15 protein-coding genes are annotated in these 15,295 nt (G+C 65.9%); 10 read left to right on the forward strand and 5 right to left on the reverse strand.

Annotation, left to right across the window (positions count from 1 at the left end):
* Positions 1 to 16 precede the first annotated feature (16 nt).
* The 5 genes from AB0J47_RS10940 (at position 17) to AB0J47_RS10960 (ending at position 5,203) form a co-directional block, all read left to right on the forward strand.
* Positions 17 to 1,504: an FAD-dependent oxidoreductase gene (locus tag AB0J47_RS10940; protein ID WP_364343464.1), complete on the forward strand. Its 1,488-nt coding sequence runs from the start codon at positions 17 to 19 to the stop codon at positions 1,502 to 1,504.
* 242 nt (positions 1,505 to 1,746) lie between these two features.
* Positions 1,747 to 2,451, forward strand: a complete 705-nt coding sequence (locus AB0J47_RS10945; RefSeq protein WP_364343467.1) for a response regulator transcription factor — start codon at positions 1,747 to 1,749, stop codon at positions 2,449 to 2,451.
* A gap of 127 nt (positions 2,452 to 2,578) precedes the next feature.
* Entirely contained in the window at positions 2,579 to 3,745 is a 1,167-nt protein-coding gene (hsaA, locus tag AB0J47_RS10950; RefSeq protein ID WP_364343470.1) for a 3-hydroxy-9,10-secoandrosta-1,3,5(10)-triene-9,17-dione monooxygenase oxygenase subunit, read from the forward strand.
* Entirely contained in the window at positions 3,745 to 4,593 is an 849-nt protein-coding gene (locus AB0J47_RS10955; protein WP_364343473.1) for an alpha/beta fold hydrolase, read from the forward strand. The genes hsaA and AB0J47_RS10955 overlap by 1 nt, the downstream gene beginning before the upstream one ends.
* Before the next feature lie 94 nt (positions 4,594 to 4,687).
* Complete coding sequence (locus tag AB0J47_RS10960) at positions 4,688 to 5,203, forward strand: DinB family protein (protein WP_364343477.1); 516 nt, start codon at positions 4,688 to 4,690, stop codon at positions 5,201 to 5,203.
* A 4-nt stretch (positions 5,204 to 5,207) separates the two neighbouring features.
* On the opposite strand, the gene AB0J47_RS10965 is transcribed toward AB0J47_RS10960, so the two are convergent.
* Together AB0J47_RS10965 and AB0J47_RS10970 are read right to left on the reverse strand one after the other, a co-directional pair.
* Positions 5,208 to 7,481 carry a LuxR C-terminal-related transcriptional regulator gene (locus AB0J47_RS10965; protein ID WP_364343480.1) on the reverse strand — a complete coding sequence of 758 codons (2,274 nt, stop codon included), beginning with the start codon at positions 7,479 to 7,481 and terminating at the stop codon, positions 5,208 to 5,210.
* Positions 7,482 to 7,706: 225 nt separating this feature from the next.
* Positions 7,707 to 9,311, reverse strand: coding sequence for a 2-isopropylmalate synthase (locus AB0J47_RS10970; RefSeq protein WP_364343483.1), 1,605 nt, complete (start codon positions 9,309 to 9,311; stop codon positions 7,707 to 7,709).
* Positions 9,312 to 9,480: 169 nt separating this feature from the next.
* On the opposite strand from AB0J47_RS10970, the gene AB0J47_RS10975 reads away from it, so the two are divergent.
* From AB0J47_RS10975 to AB0J47_RS10990, 4 genes are all read left to right on the forward strand, one after another.
* Entirely contained in the window at positions 9,481 to 10,152 is a 672-nt protein-coding gene (locus AB0J47_RS10975) for an FCD domain-containing protein (RefSeq protein ID WP_364343486.1), read from the forward strand.
* 20 nt (positions 10,153 to 10,172) lie between these two features.
* Entirely contained in the window at positions 10,173 to 10,976 is an 804-nt protein-coding gene (locus AB0J47_RS10980; protein WP_364343489.1) for an ATP-binding cassette domain-containing protein, read from the forward strand.
* Positions 10,977 to 11,085: 109 nt separating this feature from the next.
* Positions 11,086 to 11,433, forward strand: a complete 348-nt coding sequence (locus AB0J47_RS10985) for a YciI family protein (protein ID WP_364343498.1) — start codon at positions 11,086 to 11,088, stop codon at positions 11,431 to 11,433.
* 8 nt (positions 11,434 to 11,441) lie between these two features.
* A complete protein-coding gene (locus AB0J47_RS10990; RefSeq protein ID WP_364343501.1) occupies positions 11,442 to 12,698 on the forward strand; it encodes a sigma-70 family RNA polymerase sigma factor in 1,257 nt (418 codons plus the stop codon).
* A 3-nt stretch (positions 12,699 to 12,701) separates the two neighbouring features.
* Here AB0J47_RS10990 and AB0J47_RS10995 read toward each other — a convergent pair whose 3' ends face one another.
* Together AB0J47_RS10995 and AB0J47_RS11000 are read right to left on the reverse strand one after the other, a co-directional pair.
* The gene (locus tag AB0J47_RS10995; protein ID WP_364343504.1) at positions 12,702 to 13,190 is read right to left on the reverse strand and encodes a hypothetical protein; all 489 of its coding nucleotides are present in this window, start codon (positions 13,188 to 13,190) and stop codon (positions 12,702 to 12,704) included.
* The gene (locus AB0J47_RS11000) at positions 13,187 to 13,555 is read right to left on the reverse strand and encodes a hypothetical protein (protein ID WP_364343507.1); all 369 of its coding nucleotides are present in this window, start codon (positions 13,553 to 13,555) and stop codon (positions 13,187 to 13,189) included. Before AB0J47_RS11000 ends, AB0J47_RS10995 begins: the two co-directional genes overlap by 4 nt.
* Before the next feature lie 21 nt (positions 13,556 to 13,576).
* Here AB0J47_RS11000 and AB0J47_RS11005 point away from each other — a divergent pair, with 21 nt between their 5' ends.
* Entirely contained in the window at positions 13,577 to 14,170 is a 594-nt protein-coding gene (locus tag AB0J47_RS11005; protein ID WP_364343510.1) for a TetR/AcrR family transcriptional regulator, read from the forward strand.
* A gap of 237 nt (positions 14,171 to 14,407) precedes the next feature.
* On the opposite strand, the gene AB0J47_RS11010 is transcribed toward AB0J47_RS11005, so the two are convergent.
* Positions 14,408 to 15,061: an HAD family phosphatase gene (locus AB0J47_RS11010; protein WP_364343513.1), complete on the reverse strand. Its 654-nt coding sequence runs from the start codon at positions 15,059 to 15,061 to the stop codon at positions 14,408 to 14,410.
* Positions 15,062 to 15,295 lie beyond the last annotated feature (234 nt).

The raw sequence follows: 15,295 nt of genomic DNA on the forward strand, positions 1-15,295 counted from the left end.
CTGCAGTCTCGACACCATGACGGTCCGCAAATCGGTCGCGCCGCGTGCCGCCGCCGAGGTGAAGTCCTATGACATCGAGACCGACGTGCTGGTCGTCGGGTACGGCAGCGCGGGGGCCTGCGCCGCATTCGAGGCCGCGAGGGCCGGTGCCGAGGTTCTGGTACTGGATCGGGCCGGTGGTGCGGGTGGCGCGTCGGCGTTGTCAGGTGGCGAGATCTATCTCGGCGGTGGGACGCCGATCCAACGGGGGTGCGGGTTCGACGACAGTCCTGAGCAGATGGCGGCATTTCTGGTGGCGGCGCTCGGGCCGGGCGCGGATGTGGCGAAGATCGTGCACTACAGCGAGCACAGCGTGGCGCATTTCCACTGGCTCGTCGACCGCGGTGTGCCGTTCAAACCCAGCCTCTGGGATGCTCCCACCTGGGTGCCGCCGACCGATGACGGGCTCATGTGGCTGGGCGAAAACAGTTGGCCGTTTACCGAAATCGCGATCCCGGCGCCGCGCGGGCACCGGCCCACCTCGAACGACTTCGGCGGTAGGTTGCTGCTGGATTGTTTGCTATCGGCGGCCGAATCTGCGGGTGTGACAGCACAATACGACACCTATGCCACGAATCTGATCTTGGGCGAGGATGGTTCGGTGGTCGGAGTAGTGGCACGACGCTACGGCACGGAGCTCGCCATTCGGGCACGCCGTGGATGTGTACTCACCACCGGCGGTTTCGTCGACAACGACGATATGCTCGCCGCCCACGCGCCGCGACTGCTCGGCCACACCAAGGTGAGCGCGGGCACCGACGACGGCAGCGGTATCCGCATCGCTCAGGCCGCCGGGGCCGCCGTACGGCATATGTCGGCCGGTCAGGTCGGTGCTTCCCTGATTCCGGGTTTCGCCGCGCGCGGCATAGTCGTCAACCATCGGGGCCAACGGTTCGTCAACGAGGACACCTATCCCGGCCGCATCGGCCAGGCCGCGCTGTTCGGTCAGGGTATGAACGTGTGGGTGGTGCTCGACGAACAGGGCTACGACGAGGTGCCCGAACGCGAACGCTGGGGTGTGCGCCCGACCCACGTCGCCGAATCCATCGAAGAACTCGACGAACTACTCGCCCTGCCGCCCGGCGCACTCACCGCTAGCATCACCCGCTATAACGAATTCGCCTCGCGCGGAACCGATCCCGACTTCCACAAGGCACCGCGCTGGCTGCGCCCACTGACACCCCCGCTGGCCGCCATCGATGTGAAAGCGGGCGTCCGCCCGCCCGCCGAATCCGGCGACCGCCGCGGCACCGGCGCCTCGGTCTTCACTCTCGGCGGCCTCCACACCACCCTCGACGGCGAAGTCCTCGATCTCGACGGTCTTCCCATCCCCGGCCTCTTCGCAGCGGGCCGAGCTGCCTCCGGCCTGCACGGCGAGGGCTACATCAGCGGCACCTCCCTAGGCGACGCTACCTTCTTCGGCCGCAAAGCCGGAACCACCGCCGCGCAGTCACCTGGGCACTAACGCAATCAAGCAGCCACCCGCCACTGCTGCCGATCGAGGTCGAGGCGCGCGACGAACTCGCCGTAGTGATCGGACGGCACGAATTCCGCTGGACGGCCGACAATGTCCGCCTCCGGCGATCTCCGCGGGCGCGGAACGCTGTTTCCCAAGGGTGGCAAGGGAATAACTTTGCGTGCTGGGGCAGAGGCGGCAACCATGCAAGTTCGCTGCTCTTCGGCGGATCGTGCGGGAAGGTGAGACGGATGCGGCTGATCATGATCGATGATGACGCCGACGGCGGCGACGCCCTGGCGCAGGGACTCGAATTACACGGTCATCAGGTGGAGCGTAAGCATCGTGGGACCGATCTACTCTTGGCGCATCATGGCTATCACGCCGTTATCCTCGACATGGGCCTGCCGGATATGGACGGGTTGCAGGTTTTGCGCAAATTGCGCGAGGTGAGCTCGGTGCCGGTGGTTATTCTCGGTGAGCACGCCGATGAGCGTTCGATTGTGCTGGGGCTGCACAGCGGCGCCGACGACTATCTCGTCAAACCCGCGCGTATCGGTGAGTTGGCAGCGCGGCTGGAGGCGGTGACGCGCCGGGTCGGCGTTGCCAGTATCGCCCGGGGTAAGACGGTGACCAGTGAGGACGTTCGCGTGGATCTCGCGGCACGGCGGGTGGAGGTAGCCGGGGAACTGGTTCCGCTCACCCGGCTGGAGTTCGAGTTGCTGCGGGTATTGGTCGAGCGGCCCGGAATCGCGGTCAGCCGTGAGCAATTGATGGACTGCGTCTGGGGCGACTCGATGCTGGCGGTCTCGCGGAAACTGTATGTGCATATGGCCTCGCTGCGCGCGAAGTTGGACCGTCCCGGGCTGATCACGAATATCCGCGGCTACGGCTACCGGTGGGGTCCGGACCCGTACGAAACCAACGCCGATTCGAATTTGCTGCACGCGGTATAGACGCCCCTCCGAGCGTTCCGATCACCGGGACTTGTTCCCGACGCGCGGTCACGGCCGCCATAGCGTCACAACTATGGCGTCGTCCGGCACACCGGTCGCGGAATCAGAACATAGGAGGACACCCGTCATGGCCAATAAGGTGCTCGATCGGGTTCGCGATCTGCTCCCGGCAATCCGGGAGCGAGCCGCGGAGACCGATCTGCAGCGGCGGGTTCCGGTGGCCAGCATCCGGGAACTGACCGCGGCCGGGGTGTTCCGCATGCTGCAGCCGTCGCGTTTCGGCGGCGACGAAGCCTCCCCCGTGGCGTTCTACGAGGTCATTCGTACGATCGCTTCGGCCTGCCCGTCCACCGGCTGGGTTTCCTCGGTGCTCGGCGTGCACCCCTGGCAGCTGGCGCTTTTCCCATTGCAGGCGCAGGAACAGGTGTGGGGGGAGGATGCCGACACGCTCATCTCCTCGTCGTACGCTCCGACCGGGCGACTCACGCCGGTCGAAGGCGGGTACGAGGTCAGTGGACGATGGAGTTTCTCCTCCGGCTGCGACCACGCCCAGTGGGCATTCCTTGGCGCACTGGCCCCGGACGAACACGGCAATCCCAAGGATTATCTTACAATCCTGGTGCCGCGCAACGACTATCGCATCGATGACGTCTGGCACGTGGTCGGCCTGTCCGGTACCGGCAGCAACGATATCGTCATCGAGAAGGCCTTCGTTCCGCACCACCGCGCCTACAGCGCCACCGAACAATCACAGCTGCGCGGTCCCGGCCAGGAGGCCAATCCCGCTGCGCTGTACAAGATTCCGTTTGCCGGCGTGTTCTCCAACACCATTACCGCACCCATCATCGGTGCCGCACAGGGCGCGTACGAGGCGCATATCGAGCGCATGCGCGAGCGAGTCCGGCTGTCCTACGGCGGCCAGAAGGTGGCCGAGGACGCATTCGCACATGTGCGGGTCGCTCGCGCGGGCTCCGAAATCGACGCGGCCATCCTGCAAATGGAACACAACATCTCCGAGCAACTGCGTTATGCCGAAGCGGGCGAGGAGATTCCGTACGAAATCCGGCTGCGCACCCGCCGCGACCAGGTGCGCGGCACCGAGCGCGCGATCCAGGCGATCGAGCTGCTGTTCGACAATTCCGGTGGCCACTCGATCCGCAAACCCAATCCGATCGAACGGCATTGGCGCGACGCACACGCGGGCAGTGTGCACGTCATCAACGATGTCGAGCGCGCCCTGGCGATGTTCGGCCGCGGCGAATTCGGGCTGCCGGTCGAAGATCGGATGGTCTGATGGACGCGGCGGACACCAGTCGCCACATCACCGTCGACGGCCTGAAACTGCGCTACCACGAGGCGGGTTCGGGTCCACCTCTGGTGCTGCTGCACGGCTCGGGCCCGGGAGTATCGGGCTGGGCCAACTTCGGCGCGAATCTGCCGATACTCGCCGAACACTTCCGCTGCCTCATCCTGGATCAGCCGGGCTTCGGCGCGAGCGAGCGACCCGAGGTGTACCAGCGCAACTATCTGCGCATCGCCGCCGACGCGGTGCTCGGATTGCTGGATCAACTCGAACTACCGACGGTGCACCTGCTCGGCAACTCCATGGGTGGCGCGGTGGCGACGCTCGTGGCGCTGGAACACGGCCAGCGCATCGATCGACTGGTGCTCATGGCCCCGGGCGGTGTCGGCGTCAACGTACTGGGACCCGAACCGTCCGAAGGGATTCGACGACTACTCGACTTCACCGGCAATCCGACTCGTGACGGCGTACTAGCCTGGCTGCGGACCATGGTCTTCGACGAGGCGGTACTCACCGACGAACTCATCGAGAACCGATGGGCCGCGGCAGCGGATCCGGCCGCCATCGCGGCGATCCGCGATGCCTACGCGACCTTCGCGAATCCCGCCTTCGCGGAACCGATTCCGCTGTGGGCGCGGCTGCGCGCGTTGCGCAATGAGGTGCTGCTGCTGTGGGGTCGCGATGATCGGGTCACCCCGGCCGAGGGTGCGCTGCTGCCGTCACGTCAGCTGCCGAATGCCGATCTGCGGCTGTTCGGGCGATGCGGACACTGGGTGCAGATCGAGCGCAAGGACGCCTTCGAGCGCGCGGTCATCGACTTCCTGAACTCCGGGCTGTAGCGCCGATGCCGAGGCGACATAGGCATCACTATGTCCGGACGATGTCGCATTAATTCGCGAGATTCGGTCGCGGTTCGCCAGTTACAGTCGGCCGGTGACGTGGACCGCACCCGAGATCACCAGAACCAAGCCGCCGCTGGTCGCCGACGAGCGGACCATGCTGCAGACCTGGCTGGACCTGCACCGCCGCACTTTACTGTGGAAATGCGCCGGCCTCGAGGCCGAACAGCTGAAACGGCGCTGCGTCGCACCTTCGACGCTGTCGCTGCTGGGGCTGGTCCGCCATCTCGCCGAATGCGAACGCGGCTGGTTCCGCATCGCCACCCGCGGCGAACCGCTGGATTACCTGTACTGCAGCGAAGACAACCCGAACGGCGATTTCGACGATATAGCCAATGCCGATGCCGCCGCGGATCTGGCGACGCTGCACGCGGAGATCAAGTCGGCCGACGCCGCCGTCGCGGGCCTTCCCCTGGACCACGTCTTCACTCGTCGCGGCACCGAATTCAGCCTGCGCTGGGTCTATGTGCACATGATCGAGGAATACGCGCGACACAACGGTCATGCCGACTTCCTGCGCGAACGCATCGACGGCGCGACCGGCGACTGACGCGTCAGATCTGATTCCGGCTGACCCACGCGGCGATCTGTGTCCGCGAGGTGAAGCCCAATTTGGTGAGAATGTGGTCGACGTGGCTCTCGACGGTCCGAATCGAAATCACCAACTCACTCGCGATGCTCTTATTGCTGTAACCTGCCCCGATCAACCGCGCGACTTCACGTTCGCGTCGAGTAAGCACATCCGCCGCAACAGTTTTCACCGGCGCGGCAGGCCGCGCGGTGCCGAGCGCAAAGGCCACCGCCGACTCCAACCCCAAGGCCGCACCCGCATCGAAGGCGGCCTGAAACTCCTTCTCGCCCATCGCATCGCGCACCTGTAGGCGCACCTTGTCCCCCACGAATTCGGTCATCTCATGGGCGAGCCGCTGGGTACTGCCGCGCCGCACCGTCGACGCCGCCCCCATCAGCCGCGCCGCGCGCTGCAGATCCCCGTCGGCCGTCGCCACCCACGCGAGTCCGTCGAACCCGGACGCCGTCCATACACATCGGTCGAACAGGCTGAACAGCTCGACCGCCTTGCGCAGTTCCGCAATCGCCGCGTCCTGCGCGCCTTTACGCCAGCGATCGGTGCCCACCGCCCAATGCCCCAGCCCGCCCAACAGGTGCGAGCCGTAGTCGTTGGTCTTGGCGAGGAAGCGATCGGCGATCGCGCCAGCCCGTTCGTCGTCCAGCACCAGCGCACACACATACGCGAAGGCCAGACTCTCCATCTCGACGCCGTGGTGGGCGCAGGCACGCGCACGGTCGGAGACGGACTCGGCGATATCGAGTGCCTGTCTCGGTTCGTCGTTGGCGAATGCCAGTAGCGCGGCGAGCAGGGCGTGTTCGACGAGCACGTCTTCGGCATCGAGTTCCGTTGCGATATCCAGACATTCGTCAGCGAATCGCGTCGCGGTCGCCGGATCCGACAGCATGGCGGCGATCACCGAGGCCGCCGCGAGTGCGCGTGCCCGATCCTTCGTATGGTCGCGATCCTTCTCCAGTGCTTCCAGGAGCCAGCGGTAGCCTTCCAGCAGGAAGCGGTAATGCTCCCAGAACGGGCGCAGTTCCGTCGCGATCTCCAGTGCGCGATGGGCGCTTTCCGCATCGGCCAGCGAGAACTGCAGCGCCGCACGTAGATTCGGATGTTCGCGGGTGACGTCACGGAACCAGGTGACATCCTCGCTCCCCCAGTACGCGGTGCGTCCCTGCGCGGCGATCCCGTGGTAGTAGTCGCGATGACGCAGCCGCACCGCACGCTCACCACCGCGGGCGACCAATCGCGCCAAGGCGAACTGACGCAACGGTTCGAGCATCGTGTAGCGCCCGGTACCGTCGCTGTTCTGCCGGTGGCCGAGCACCGACTTGTCGACCAGTCCGGTCAACGCGTCCAACAGCGCGTCCGGGACCGCGCAGACCGCCTCCGCGGCCTCCAGATCGAAACCACCCGCGAAGACCGACAGCTGCTCCCACAGCCGCTGTTCGTCGGGCGTGCACAGGTCATAGCTCCACCGGATCGCGGCCTCCAGGGTCTGCTGCCGCTCCGGCGCGGTACGCAACCCGGCGGTGAGCAGCCGCATTGCATCGTCCAGACGCGCGAGCACTTGATCCGGTGTGAACATCCGCAGCCGCAATGCCGCCAGTTCGAGTGCCAGCGGTATGCCGTCCAGGCGACGACAGATCGCCGCGAGCGTCCCGCGATTGGCATCGGTGACGTGGAAGTCAGGGTTCGCGGCGACGGCCCGATCGATCAGCAGCCGCAACGCATCGCTGTCGACGTGCGCCGGGCGTGTCTCGTCCTCATCCACCTCCGGCACCGCGAGCGGCAATACCGGCATCACCTGTTCCCCGGAGACCCCGAGCGACTCGCGGCTGGTCGCGAGAATCCGCACATCGGTGGTCGCCGGAATCAGCCGGTCGACGAGTTCGGCACACGCGCCGATCAAGTGCTCGCAGTTGTCCAGGATCAACAGCAGGCTCTTGTCGGCCAGGAATTCGGTCAGGCCGATGACGGGGGAAGTGGTGTCGTCGCGCAGGCCGAGCGCCTGCGCGACGCTCAACGCCACCAAGTCCCCGTCGTGCACATGCGCCACCTCGACCAGCCACACACCGTCGGGAAAGGCGCGACGCACCGTCTCCCCCACCCGTCGGCTGAGCCGGGTCTTCCCGACGCCGCCCGGCCCGGTCAGGGTGAGCAGCCGCGTGCTGGACAGCAGCTTGCGCGCCGTGGCGACCTCGGCGTCACGACCGACGAAGCTCGTCACCTCAGCGGGGAGGTTCCCTGTCACGTGCCGCACCACGCTGCATACCTTTTCATGCGCGGCCGTCGTCCCGGGCATTTTGACCGAGATATCGTATTGGTACCCGTTAGGAGACTATCGCGTTCGCGGCTCGGATGACGGCGGCCAGCGATGCTGTGAGGACGGAATCGCTGCTTCCGCAGGCCCATCCGGTCTGCGCACCGACGCGGTACTCGAGGTAGGTGATCGCGGTCCCGGCGTTGCCCGCCCCGATCACTGCTGGGTCAAGCCGAGCACCTCGACCGGGTACCCCACCCGGGCCAATGCCGCGGTGAGCGCCTCGATCGGACCGACACCGCGATGTTCGCTACGCTCAGTGACACCGCCAACGCTCAGCGTGACCTCGGTGTACGCGTCGGTCGTCCGCCATTGCGTCAACTCGACCGACTCCGCCGAGGTATGCAGATAGGTCGCCTCGAACAGCTCGTACAGTTCGGCGGCGGTGATCTCGAGACCGGTGTCATCGGTACGCGCCTGCACGTTCCGCGCGAAAGCGATCTGCAGTCGACGCGGCAGTTCCAGGCCGTATTCGGACTCCAGCAGATATGCGATGCCGCCCTTGCCGGACTGGGAATTCACCCGGATCACCGCGTCATAGCCACGCCCGATATCGGCCGGATCGATCGGCAGATACGGGACATGCCAATCGAGTTCACGTTCGTCGATACCGGTCGCGGCCGCCCGTTCGCGATGTTCGGCCATACCCTTCTTGATCGCGTCCTGATGGGTGCCGGAGAACGCGGTGTGCACGAGATCGCCAACGTAGGGATGCCTTTCGTGGATCGGCATACGCGTGCAGTACTCGACGGTCCTGCGGATCTCGTCGATATCGGAGAAGTCGATCATCGGATCGATGCCCTGCGCGTGCAGATTCAGCGCCAGGGTCGCGATATCGACATTGCCGGTGCGTTCGCCATTGCCGAAAACGCAGCCTTCCACGCGCTGGGCTCCGGCGAGTACGGCCAACTCCGCGCACGCGATACCGGTACCCCGGTCATTGTGCGGGTGCACCGACAGGATGACGCTGTCGCGACGCGCCAGATTCTTGTGCATGTACTCGATCTGGTCGGCGTACACATTCGGTGTCGCAACCTCCACCGTGGCAGGCAGATTCAGGATCACCGGCCGCTGCGCAGTGGCGCCCCACAGGGTCGTCATGCGGTCGCATATGTCGAGTACGAAATCCGGTTCGGTCAGGTTGAATACCTCGGGGGAGAATTCGAACCGCACATTCGGCAGATCACCGGCGAATTCGAGCACGTCGCGGCCACCGGAGACGATCAACTCGCGCAGTTCGCCGATATCCTTGCCCAGCACGACATTTCGCCATACCGGCGCTGTCGCGGTGTACATATGGATGACGACCTCGTTGCGGATGCCGCGCACCGATTCCACCGTGCGCTCGATGAGATCGCGTCGGGCCGGTGTGAATACCACGATCGTGACGTCCTCCGGCGCGATATCGGTGCGCGCGATCAGGCGGACGAAATCGAAATCGGTCTGCGATGCGGATGGGTAGCCGACCTCGATCTCCTTGTAGCCCATGGCAACCAGCAGTTCGAAGAATCGCTGCTTGCGCACCGGATCCATGGGTTCGGCCAACGCCTGATTGCCGTCGCGCAGATCGACCGGCACCCACAGCGGCGCGTGGGTGAGCCGGACATTCGGCCAATCACGTTCGGCGAGTGGCACTTCCACCCGATCGTAGACGTTGCGGTAGCGGTGCGACGGCATTTGCGAATGCCGCTGTCTGTTCCACGCCGGAGCGACATGCGGAACGGCACCCGCTGGCGTGGCAATGGTGCGGAACATGGTCATGATTGCTGCTTCCTGGCCTTCGGGGCCGTCACAGAGAACGGGGACCGGCCACGACGAAGCCCCACGGCGGGCGGCCGGTCGTTAGGCCCCGCCGTGGCGGCTGAGCAGAAGCATGGTGCGCATGATTGCTAGACTATACACAACTCCTCAGACAAGTAGAGAGGTTCGGATGGTCTCGCAGGTACGGCGGCATCCGCTCGCGGCACAGGCGGCGGAACTGCTGCTGACCCGCATCCGGAGCGGGGAATGGCCACTGGGACATCGCCTTCCGGGTGAAACGACCCTCGCCGCGCAGCTCGGCGTCGGCCGCTCGACCCTGCGCGAGGCGATCCGCGAATTGGCGGGTAAGGGCGTGCTCGACAGTCGTCAGGGGGCGGGGGTTTTCGTGACCGCGCTGGATGTCACCGAGGACTGGGATGTGGTGCTGCGCCGTGCCACCATCGCGGCGGTCATCGAAGCCCGCATCGCGATCGAGGCCGAGGCCGCGGCGTTGGCCGCGCAGCGCCGCACCCCGGCCGACCTGCGCGCCATCCGCCGGGCCCTGGCCGCGCGCGAGGCGCACGGCGAACCGATCGCCGACCATGTCGATGCCGATATGGCATTCCATCGTGCTGTCATCGTCGCCGCCCACAACGATGTGCTCACCCAACTCTTCGACAGCTTCCTCCCCCGACTCCGGGTGGCGATGATCGATATGCTCAAGATCCGCCCGGTCCCCTCGGAGCCCACCGACCACGACGCGCACATTCGGCTCACGGATGCGATCGCACATCGAAACCCCAGTGCCGCAGCCGAATTCAGCCGAAGGCACTTGAGCGCTTTGAAAGACGCGTTCACCTGATGACCGAACGGAGATCTCTCATGCCCGAAACCCCAGTGCTGCAACTGACCGAGGTCACCTTCCGCCGCGAAGGCAAACAGATCATCGACGGCATCTCGCTGACCGTCCACGCGGGCGAACACTGGGCACTGCTCGGACCCAATGGCGCGGGCAAGAGCACCCTGCTCGGCTTCTGCGCCGCGGTCACCTTCCCGACCTCGGGCACCGTCGATATCCTCGGCCAGCGGATGGGCCGAGTCGATCTGGCCCCACTGCGCCACTCGATCGGCCATGTGAATCCGCGCCATCCACTGCGGTATCCGCTGACCGTCCGCGAGGTCGTGCTCACCGGCATCACCGCAACCATCGACACCCCGATGCGCTGGACGCCGACACTGGAGGATCTGCGCCGCGCCGACGCCATGATCGACACCGTCGGTCTCAAAGGTAAGGCCGAGGAGATCTGGCCGACGCTGTCCCAGGGCGAACGCGGCCGAACCCTGATCGCGCGCGCCCTGATCGCCGAGCCGCGCCTGCTGCTGTTCGACGAGCCGTCCACCGGACTCGATGTGGCGGCTCGTGAACAACTCCTGGAGACCATCGACGCGCTCGGCGAAACCCATCCCGAGGTCGCCTCGATCCTGGTCACCCACCATCTGGAGGAGCTGCCGAGCACCACGACCCACGCACTGCTGATCGCCGACGGCCGGACAGTTGCCGCCGGTCCCGCCGCCGAGACGGTCACGACGGACACTGTGAGCGCGGCCTTCGACCACCCGGTGGCAGTCCGCTACGACGACGGCCGCTGGACCGCGCGGGCCGCTGTGCGGGCCTGGCCCGCGTGACAAATGTGCCTTTTGGAAGAATTTTCGAGAGAATGTCGATTCGAGCCGATGCCGTTCGATGCGTTGAGTGAGGGTCGGACAAGCCGACCACCGAACCAAGGATGGCCAGATGCGACACATGATGCTGATCCGAGTCGATCCGACGGATGCGCCGGTTCCCGACGAGGCGCTGATCGAGCAGGTCAACAAGGTGATCGAGGAGATGACCAAGGCCGGGGTGCTGTTGGATACCGCCGGTCTGCATCCGATCACCGAAGCCACCAAGATCACCCAGGTCGGCGGTAAGCAGACCGTGCTCGATGGACCGTTCACCGAGTCGAAGGAAGTCGTCGGCGGGTACTGCCTGCTGCAGACGAAGACGAAGCAGGAGGCGGTGGAATGGACCTCGCGCTTCCTGAGCGTGCACGGGCCGGAGTGGAATATCGAGGTCGAGATTCGACAGGTCGTCGAGGGCTGATCCGATAGATGAGCCGGCCGCCCGAGCAGATCCGCGATGCCGTCGAAACCGTGTGGCGGATGGAATGGCCGCGCCTCGTAGCCGGGCTGACCCGGACAGTCGGCGATATCGACGCCGCCGAGGAACTGGCCCAAGACGCGCTGGTCGCCGCCCTGGAACAGTGGCCGCGCGAAGGCGTGCCGCCGAATCCGGGCGGCTGGCTCATGCTCACCGCGAAACATCGAGCGATCGATCGGGTGCGGCGCAATCAGAACCTCGCCCGGAAGCTGACGCTGGTCGGCCATGAACTGCGGACCGCTCCCGAGCCCGAGTCGGCGGAGGATATCGAGGACGATCTGCTGCGCATGATCTTCACGGCTTGCCATCCGGTGCTGTCACAACCGGCCCGGGTGGCATTGACGCTGCGGTTGCTCGGCGGATTGACCACCGACGAGATCGCTCGCGCCTTCGTCGTACCCGAATCGACTGTCGCCCAACGCATTGTGCGGGCCAAACGCACCATCGCCGCCAGGCGCGTGCCATATGCGGTGCCGCAGGGTGACGAGCTGGCCAGGCGTTTGGATTCGGTGTTGGAGGTCGTGTACCTGATCTTCAACGAAGGCTATTCCGCGACGACGGGCGATGATTGGATCCGCGTCGAATTGTGTGAGGACGCCTTGCGATTGGCGCGGATGCTGGCGAATCTGCTGCCCGACGAACCGGAAACACACGGCCTCGCCGCGCTGCTGGAATTACAGGCCTCGCGCTCGGCCGCACGGATGAGTCCCACGAAAACCGTTGTCCTGCTGGCGGATCAGGAGCGTTCCCGATGGGATCAGCTGCTGATCCGACGTGGTTTCGCAGCGCTGGGCCGGGCCCATGCGGCCAGCCGTAATCGCGGGCTGCGGCCGGGCCGCTATGCGCTGCAAGCCGCGATCGCCACATTGCATGCCATGGCGCCGAGTGCCGAGGAGACCGACTGGCGGCGCATCGCAGGCCTGTACGCGGTTCTCGCCGAACGCTTTCCGTCCCCGATCGTCGAATTGAATCGAGCCGTCGCGGTCAGCATGGTGCACGGACCCGCCGCGGGTCTCGAACTCGTCGACGCGCTCGTCGCCACCGGCACATTGGACAACTATCACCTGCTCCCCGCTGTCCGCGGCGACCTGCTCGACCGGCTCGGTCGACCAGCCGAAGCGCGGGCCGAATTCGCCCGCGCGGCGGAGCTGACCGGGAACAATGCCGAACAGGCGCTGCTGCTGGACCGCATGGCCGGATGTGAGTAACCGCTATTGCGATACCTCGGCCTCGGCCAACTCCTTCAACGTCAGCAACTGTTTGCGCATCATGACCACATCGCCGAGGGCCAGCACGCGGGCGACAATCCACGGTGCGCCGCAATGCATTCGGACCATCAGTCGGGTGCCGTGCGCTTCGGGTCGCACCGCGTAGGTGACGCAGACGTTGCCGGAGACCAGGGTGATATGGCGGCACAGCGCGAAGGAGACGAGGGTGAACGTGGACATGAACCGCTGTCCCACCTCGAGTTCGGTCAGCGCCGGATCACGGTGGCGTGGGCTGCGCCTGCCGAAGTTGTCGAGCAGGTCGTAACTGTAAGGGGCGACCCGCAATTGGCACAGCCAGCCATATACCACGCTGGGTGGCGCATCAATGCTGATGGCCCGATCCGCCTGCACCTCACCAGGTTGCACCTCGTCACATGGCAGGGGGAGTTCGCATTCGGCCTCGGTGGCACCCCAGACCAACCCCGGGATCATGCCGCGGCCGCGATTCGGCGCAGCATATCGCGCACCACAATCTTGTGGCCGCCGGTGCCGATGACCAACGCGCGGTAAATTTTTCCGTGCAGACCTGGGAATTCGGCCCAGCTGCGCGCTCGCAGCAACGTCCGGCTCGGCCCCTGCTCGTCCAGTTCGAAGACCAGCGCATAGCGCGAGAACCAGTGCCGCCCACGCAGTGCCAGCCGAGCGGGCTCCTCGGCCGCGTCGAGCACGAAGCCGACCGGCGTCTTCGAGGGATCGCTCGGATCCTTGCAGACAACCTTCAGCAAGGCTTTCCACGCCCGATCGCGATTCGCTTCCACCGATCTGGCATGCTCATCTATGTAGGACAATCGCTCCATATAGAAGGAACGTACTAGTACATGGCGCCTCCCCGCAAGCACGACACCGACGTGATCCTCGACGCAGCGCGCACCCTCGTACTCACCGATGGCCCCCGCGCCGCCAGCGTCGCGGCGATCGCCGCGGCCAGTGGTGCACCCGTCGGTACGCTCTATCACCGCTTCGGCAACCGCAACGGCGTGCTGACCGCGGCCTGGCTGCGCGCGCTCGAACGCTTCCAGGACCGCGTCAAGTCCGCCGCCACCGATCCGGATCCGGTCGAGGCCGGTGTCGCAATGGCCGTGGCGAGCATTCGCTTCGGTCGCGAATTACCCGACGACGCGAGGCTTTTGCTGAACCTGCGCCCCAGTGATCTGCTCGACGGCGGACCGGACGCGGAGTTCCGTGCCCGGCTCGACGAAATGAACGCACCGCTCATCGAGCACCTGCGCCGCATCGCCGCCGCCCGCTTCGGCCGCGACGGCGAGCGCGAAATCGACGCCGTCAGCCGCGCCGTGGTGGACCTGCCCTACGCCGCCCTGCGCCGCCACGCCCAGGCCCCCGCCCTCCCCACTTGGCTCGAAGCCGACCTCACCGCCGCCGCCCGCGCCCTGCTCGAGTCCTACCAGCCCTGACCCCTGTCCCGGGATCCGCGCGTCTTACGGCCCCACATGAAAGGGGTTCAGAGCGCAGACCGCGAGGTCGCGTCTACCGGCGGGTGTCGATGAACTCGATAACCAAGCGGTTCTGCGGGCGCTGTGGCGATGGTTTTCGGCTCCGAATCGCACCGGAATCGAACCCGATCGCCGACACGGGGGCGCATGCGTCCGCACTGGAAGACCTCGGTGGTCTGGATGATCGGCGAGTCGGTCTCACCCTCCGGCGACGATTTCGGGGGTGAGTTTGTCGAGGGTGTCGATCACCTCGGCGGCCAGGGCAAGGGCGTCCGGCGCAGGCGGATATTCCGGGCGCGGCACGGCGATAACACGCATCCCCGCGGCATGTGCCGAGCGCAGTCCATTGCTCGAATCCTCGACGGCGGCACATTCGGTGGATTTGTGCCGCATGAAGGCGGCCGTCGCCACGTACACATCCGGTGCGGGCTTACCTCGATCGACCTCTTCGGTCGAGAAGGTGACGCCGAAGAATTCGATCAGCCCGGTGCGGCCGAGCACCGTGTCGATCAAACTGCGCGGCGACGAACTGGCCACCGCGAGTGGCCAGTGTTCGCTGATGCGCTGCACCGCCTCAACTGCCCCCGGCAGCAGCGGCACCGACTTCTCGTAGTGCTCGGCCATCCGATCGATCACGTCATTGGCCACGATATCCGGCGTCGCACCGACACCGAGTTCACCGCTGAGATAGTCCGACCACTCCCCCGTACTCATCCCCATCAAGCGCTGCTGGGTATCGGGTAGCCAGCGCCCGCCCTTCTCCGCCACGTACGCGCGGCGCACCTGCTCCCACACTGGCTCGGAGTCGATCAGAACGCCGTCCATATCAAAAACAACAGCCGCAATGTGCATACGGGACAAAGCCTTTCGCCAGCGACACCGTTCGGCGACGACCCGATGGTCGACCCATCGACCCGCCCCGCGGTGGGGGTTTTCGGAAGACCTGATGAACAACGAGTACCCACACTAGGCCAGCCCACCCCGCCCCCGCATTCGGCCATCGTGTCGACGCGCGCAACCAGCCATGGCGTACGGCCGATGCGACGCTGCTCCAGCCCCACCGAACGAGCATTCGACCGGCAACCG

Origin of the sequence: Nocardia sp. NPDC049737 (genome assembly GCF_040674755.1) — a bacterium.
Classification (GTDB): Bacteria; Actinomycetota; Actinomycetes; order Mycobacteriales; family Mycobacteriaceae; genus Nocardia.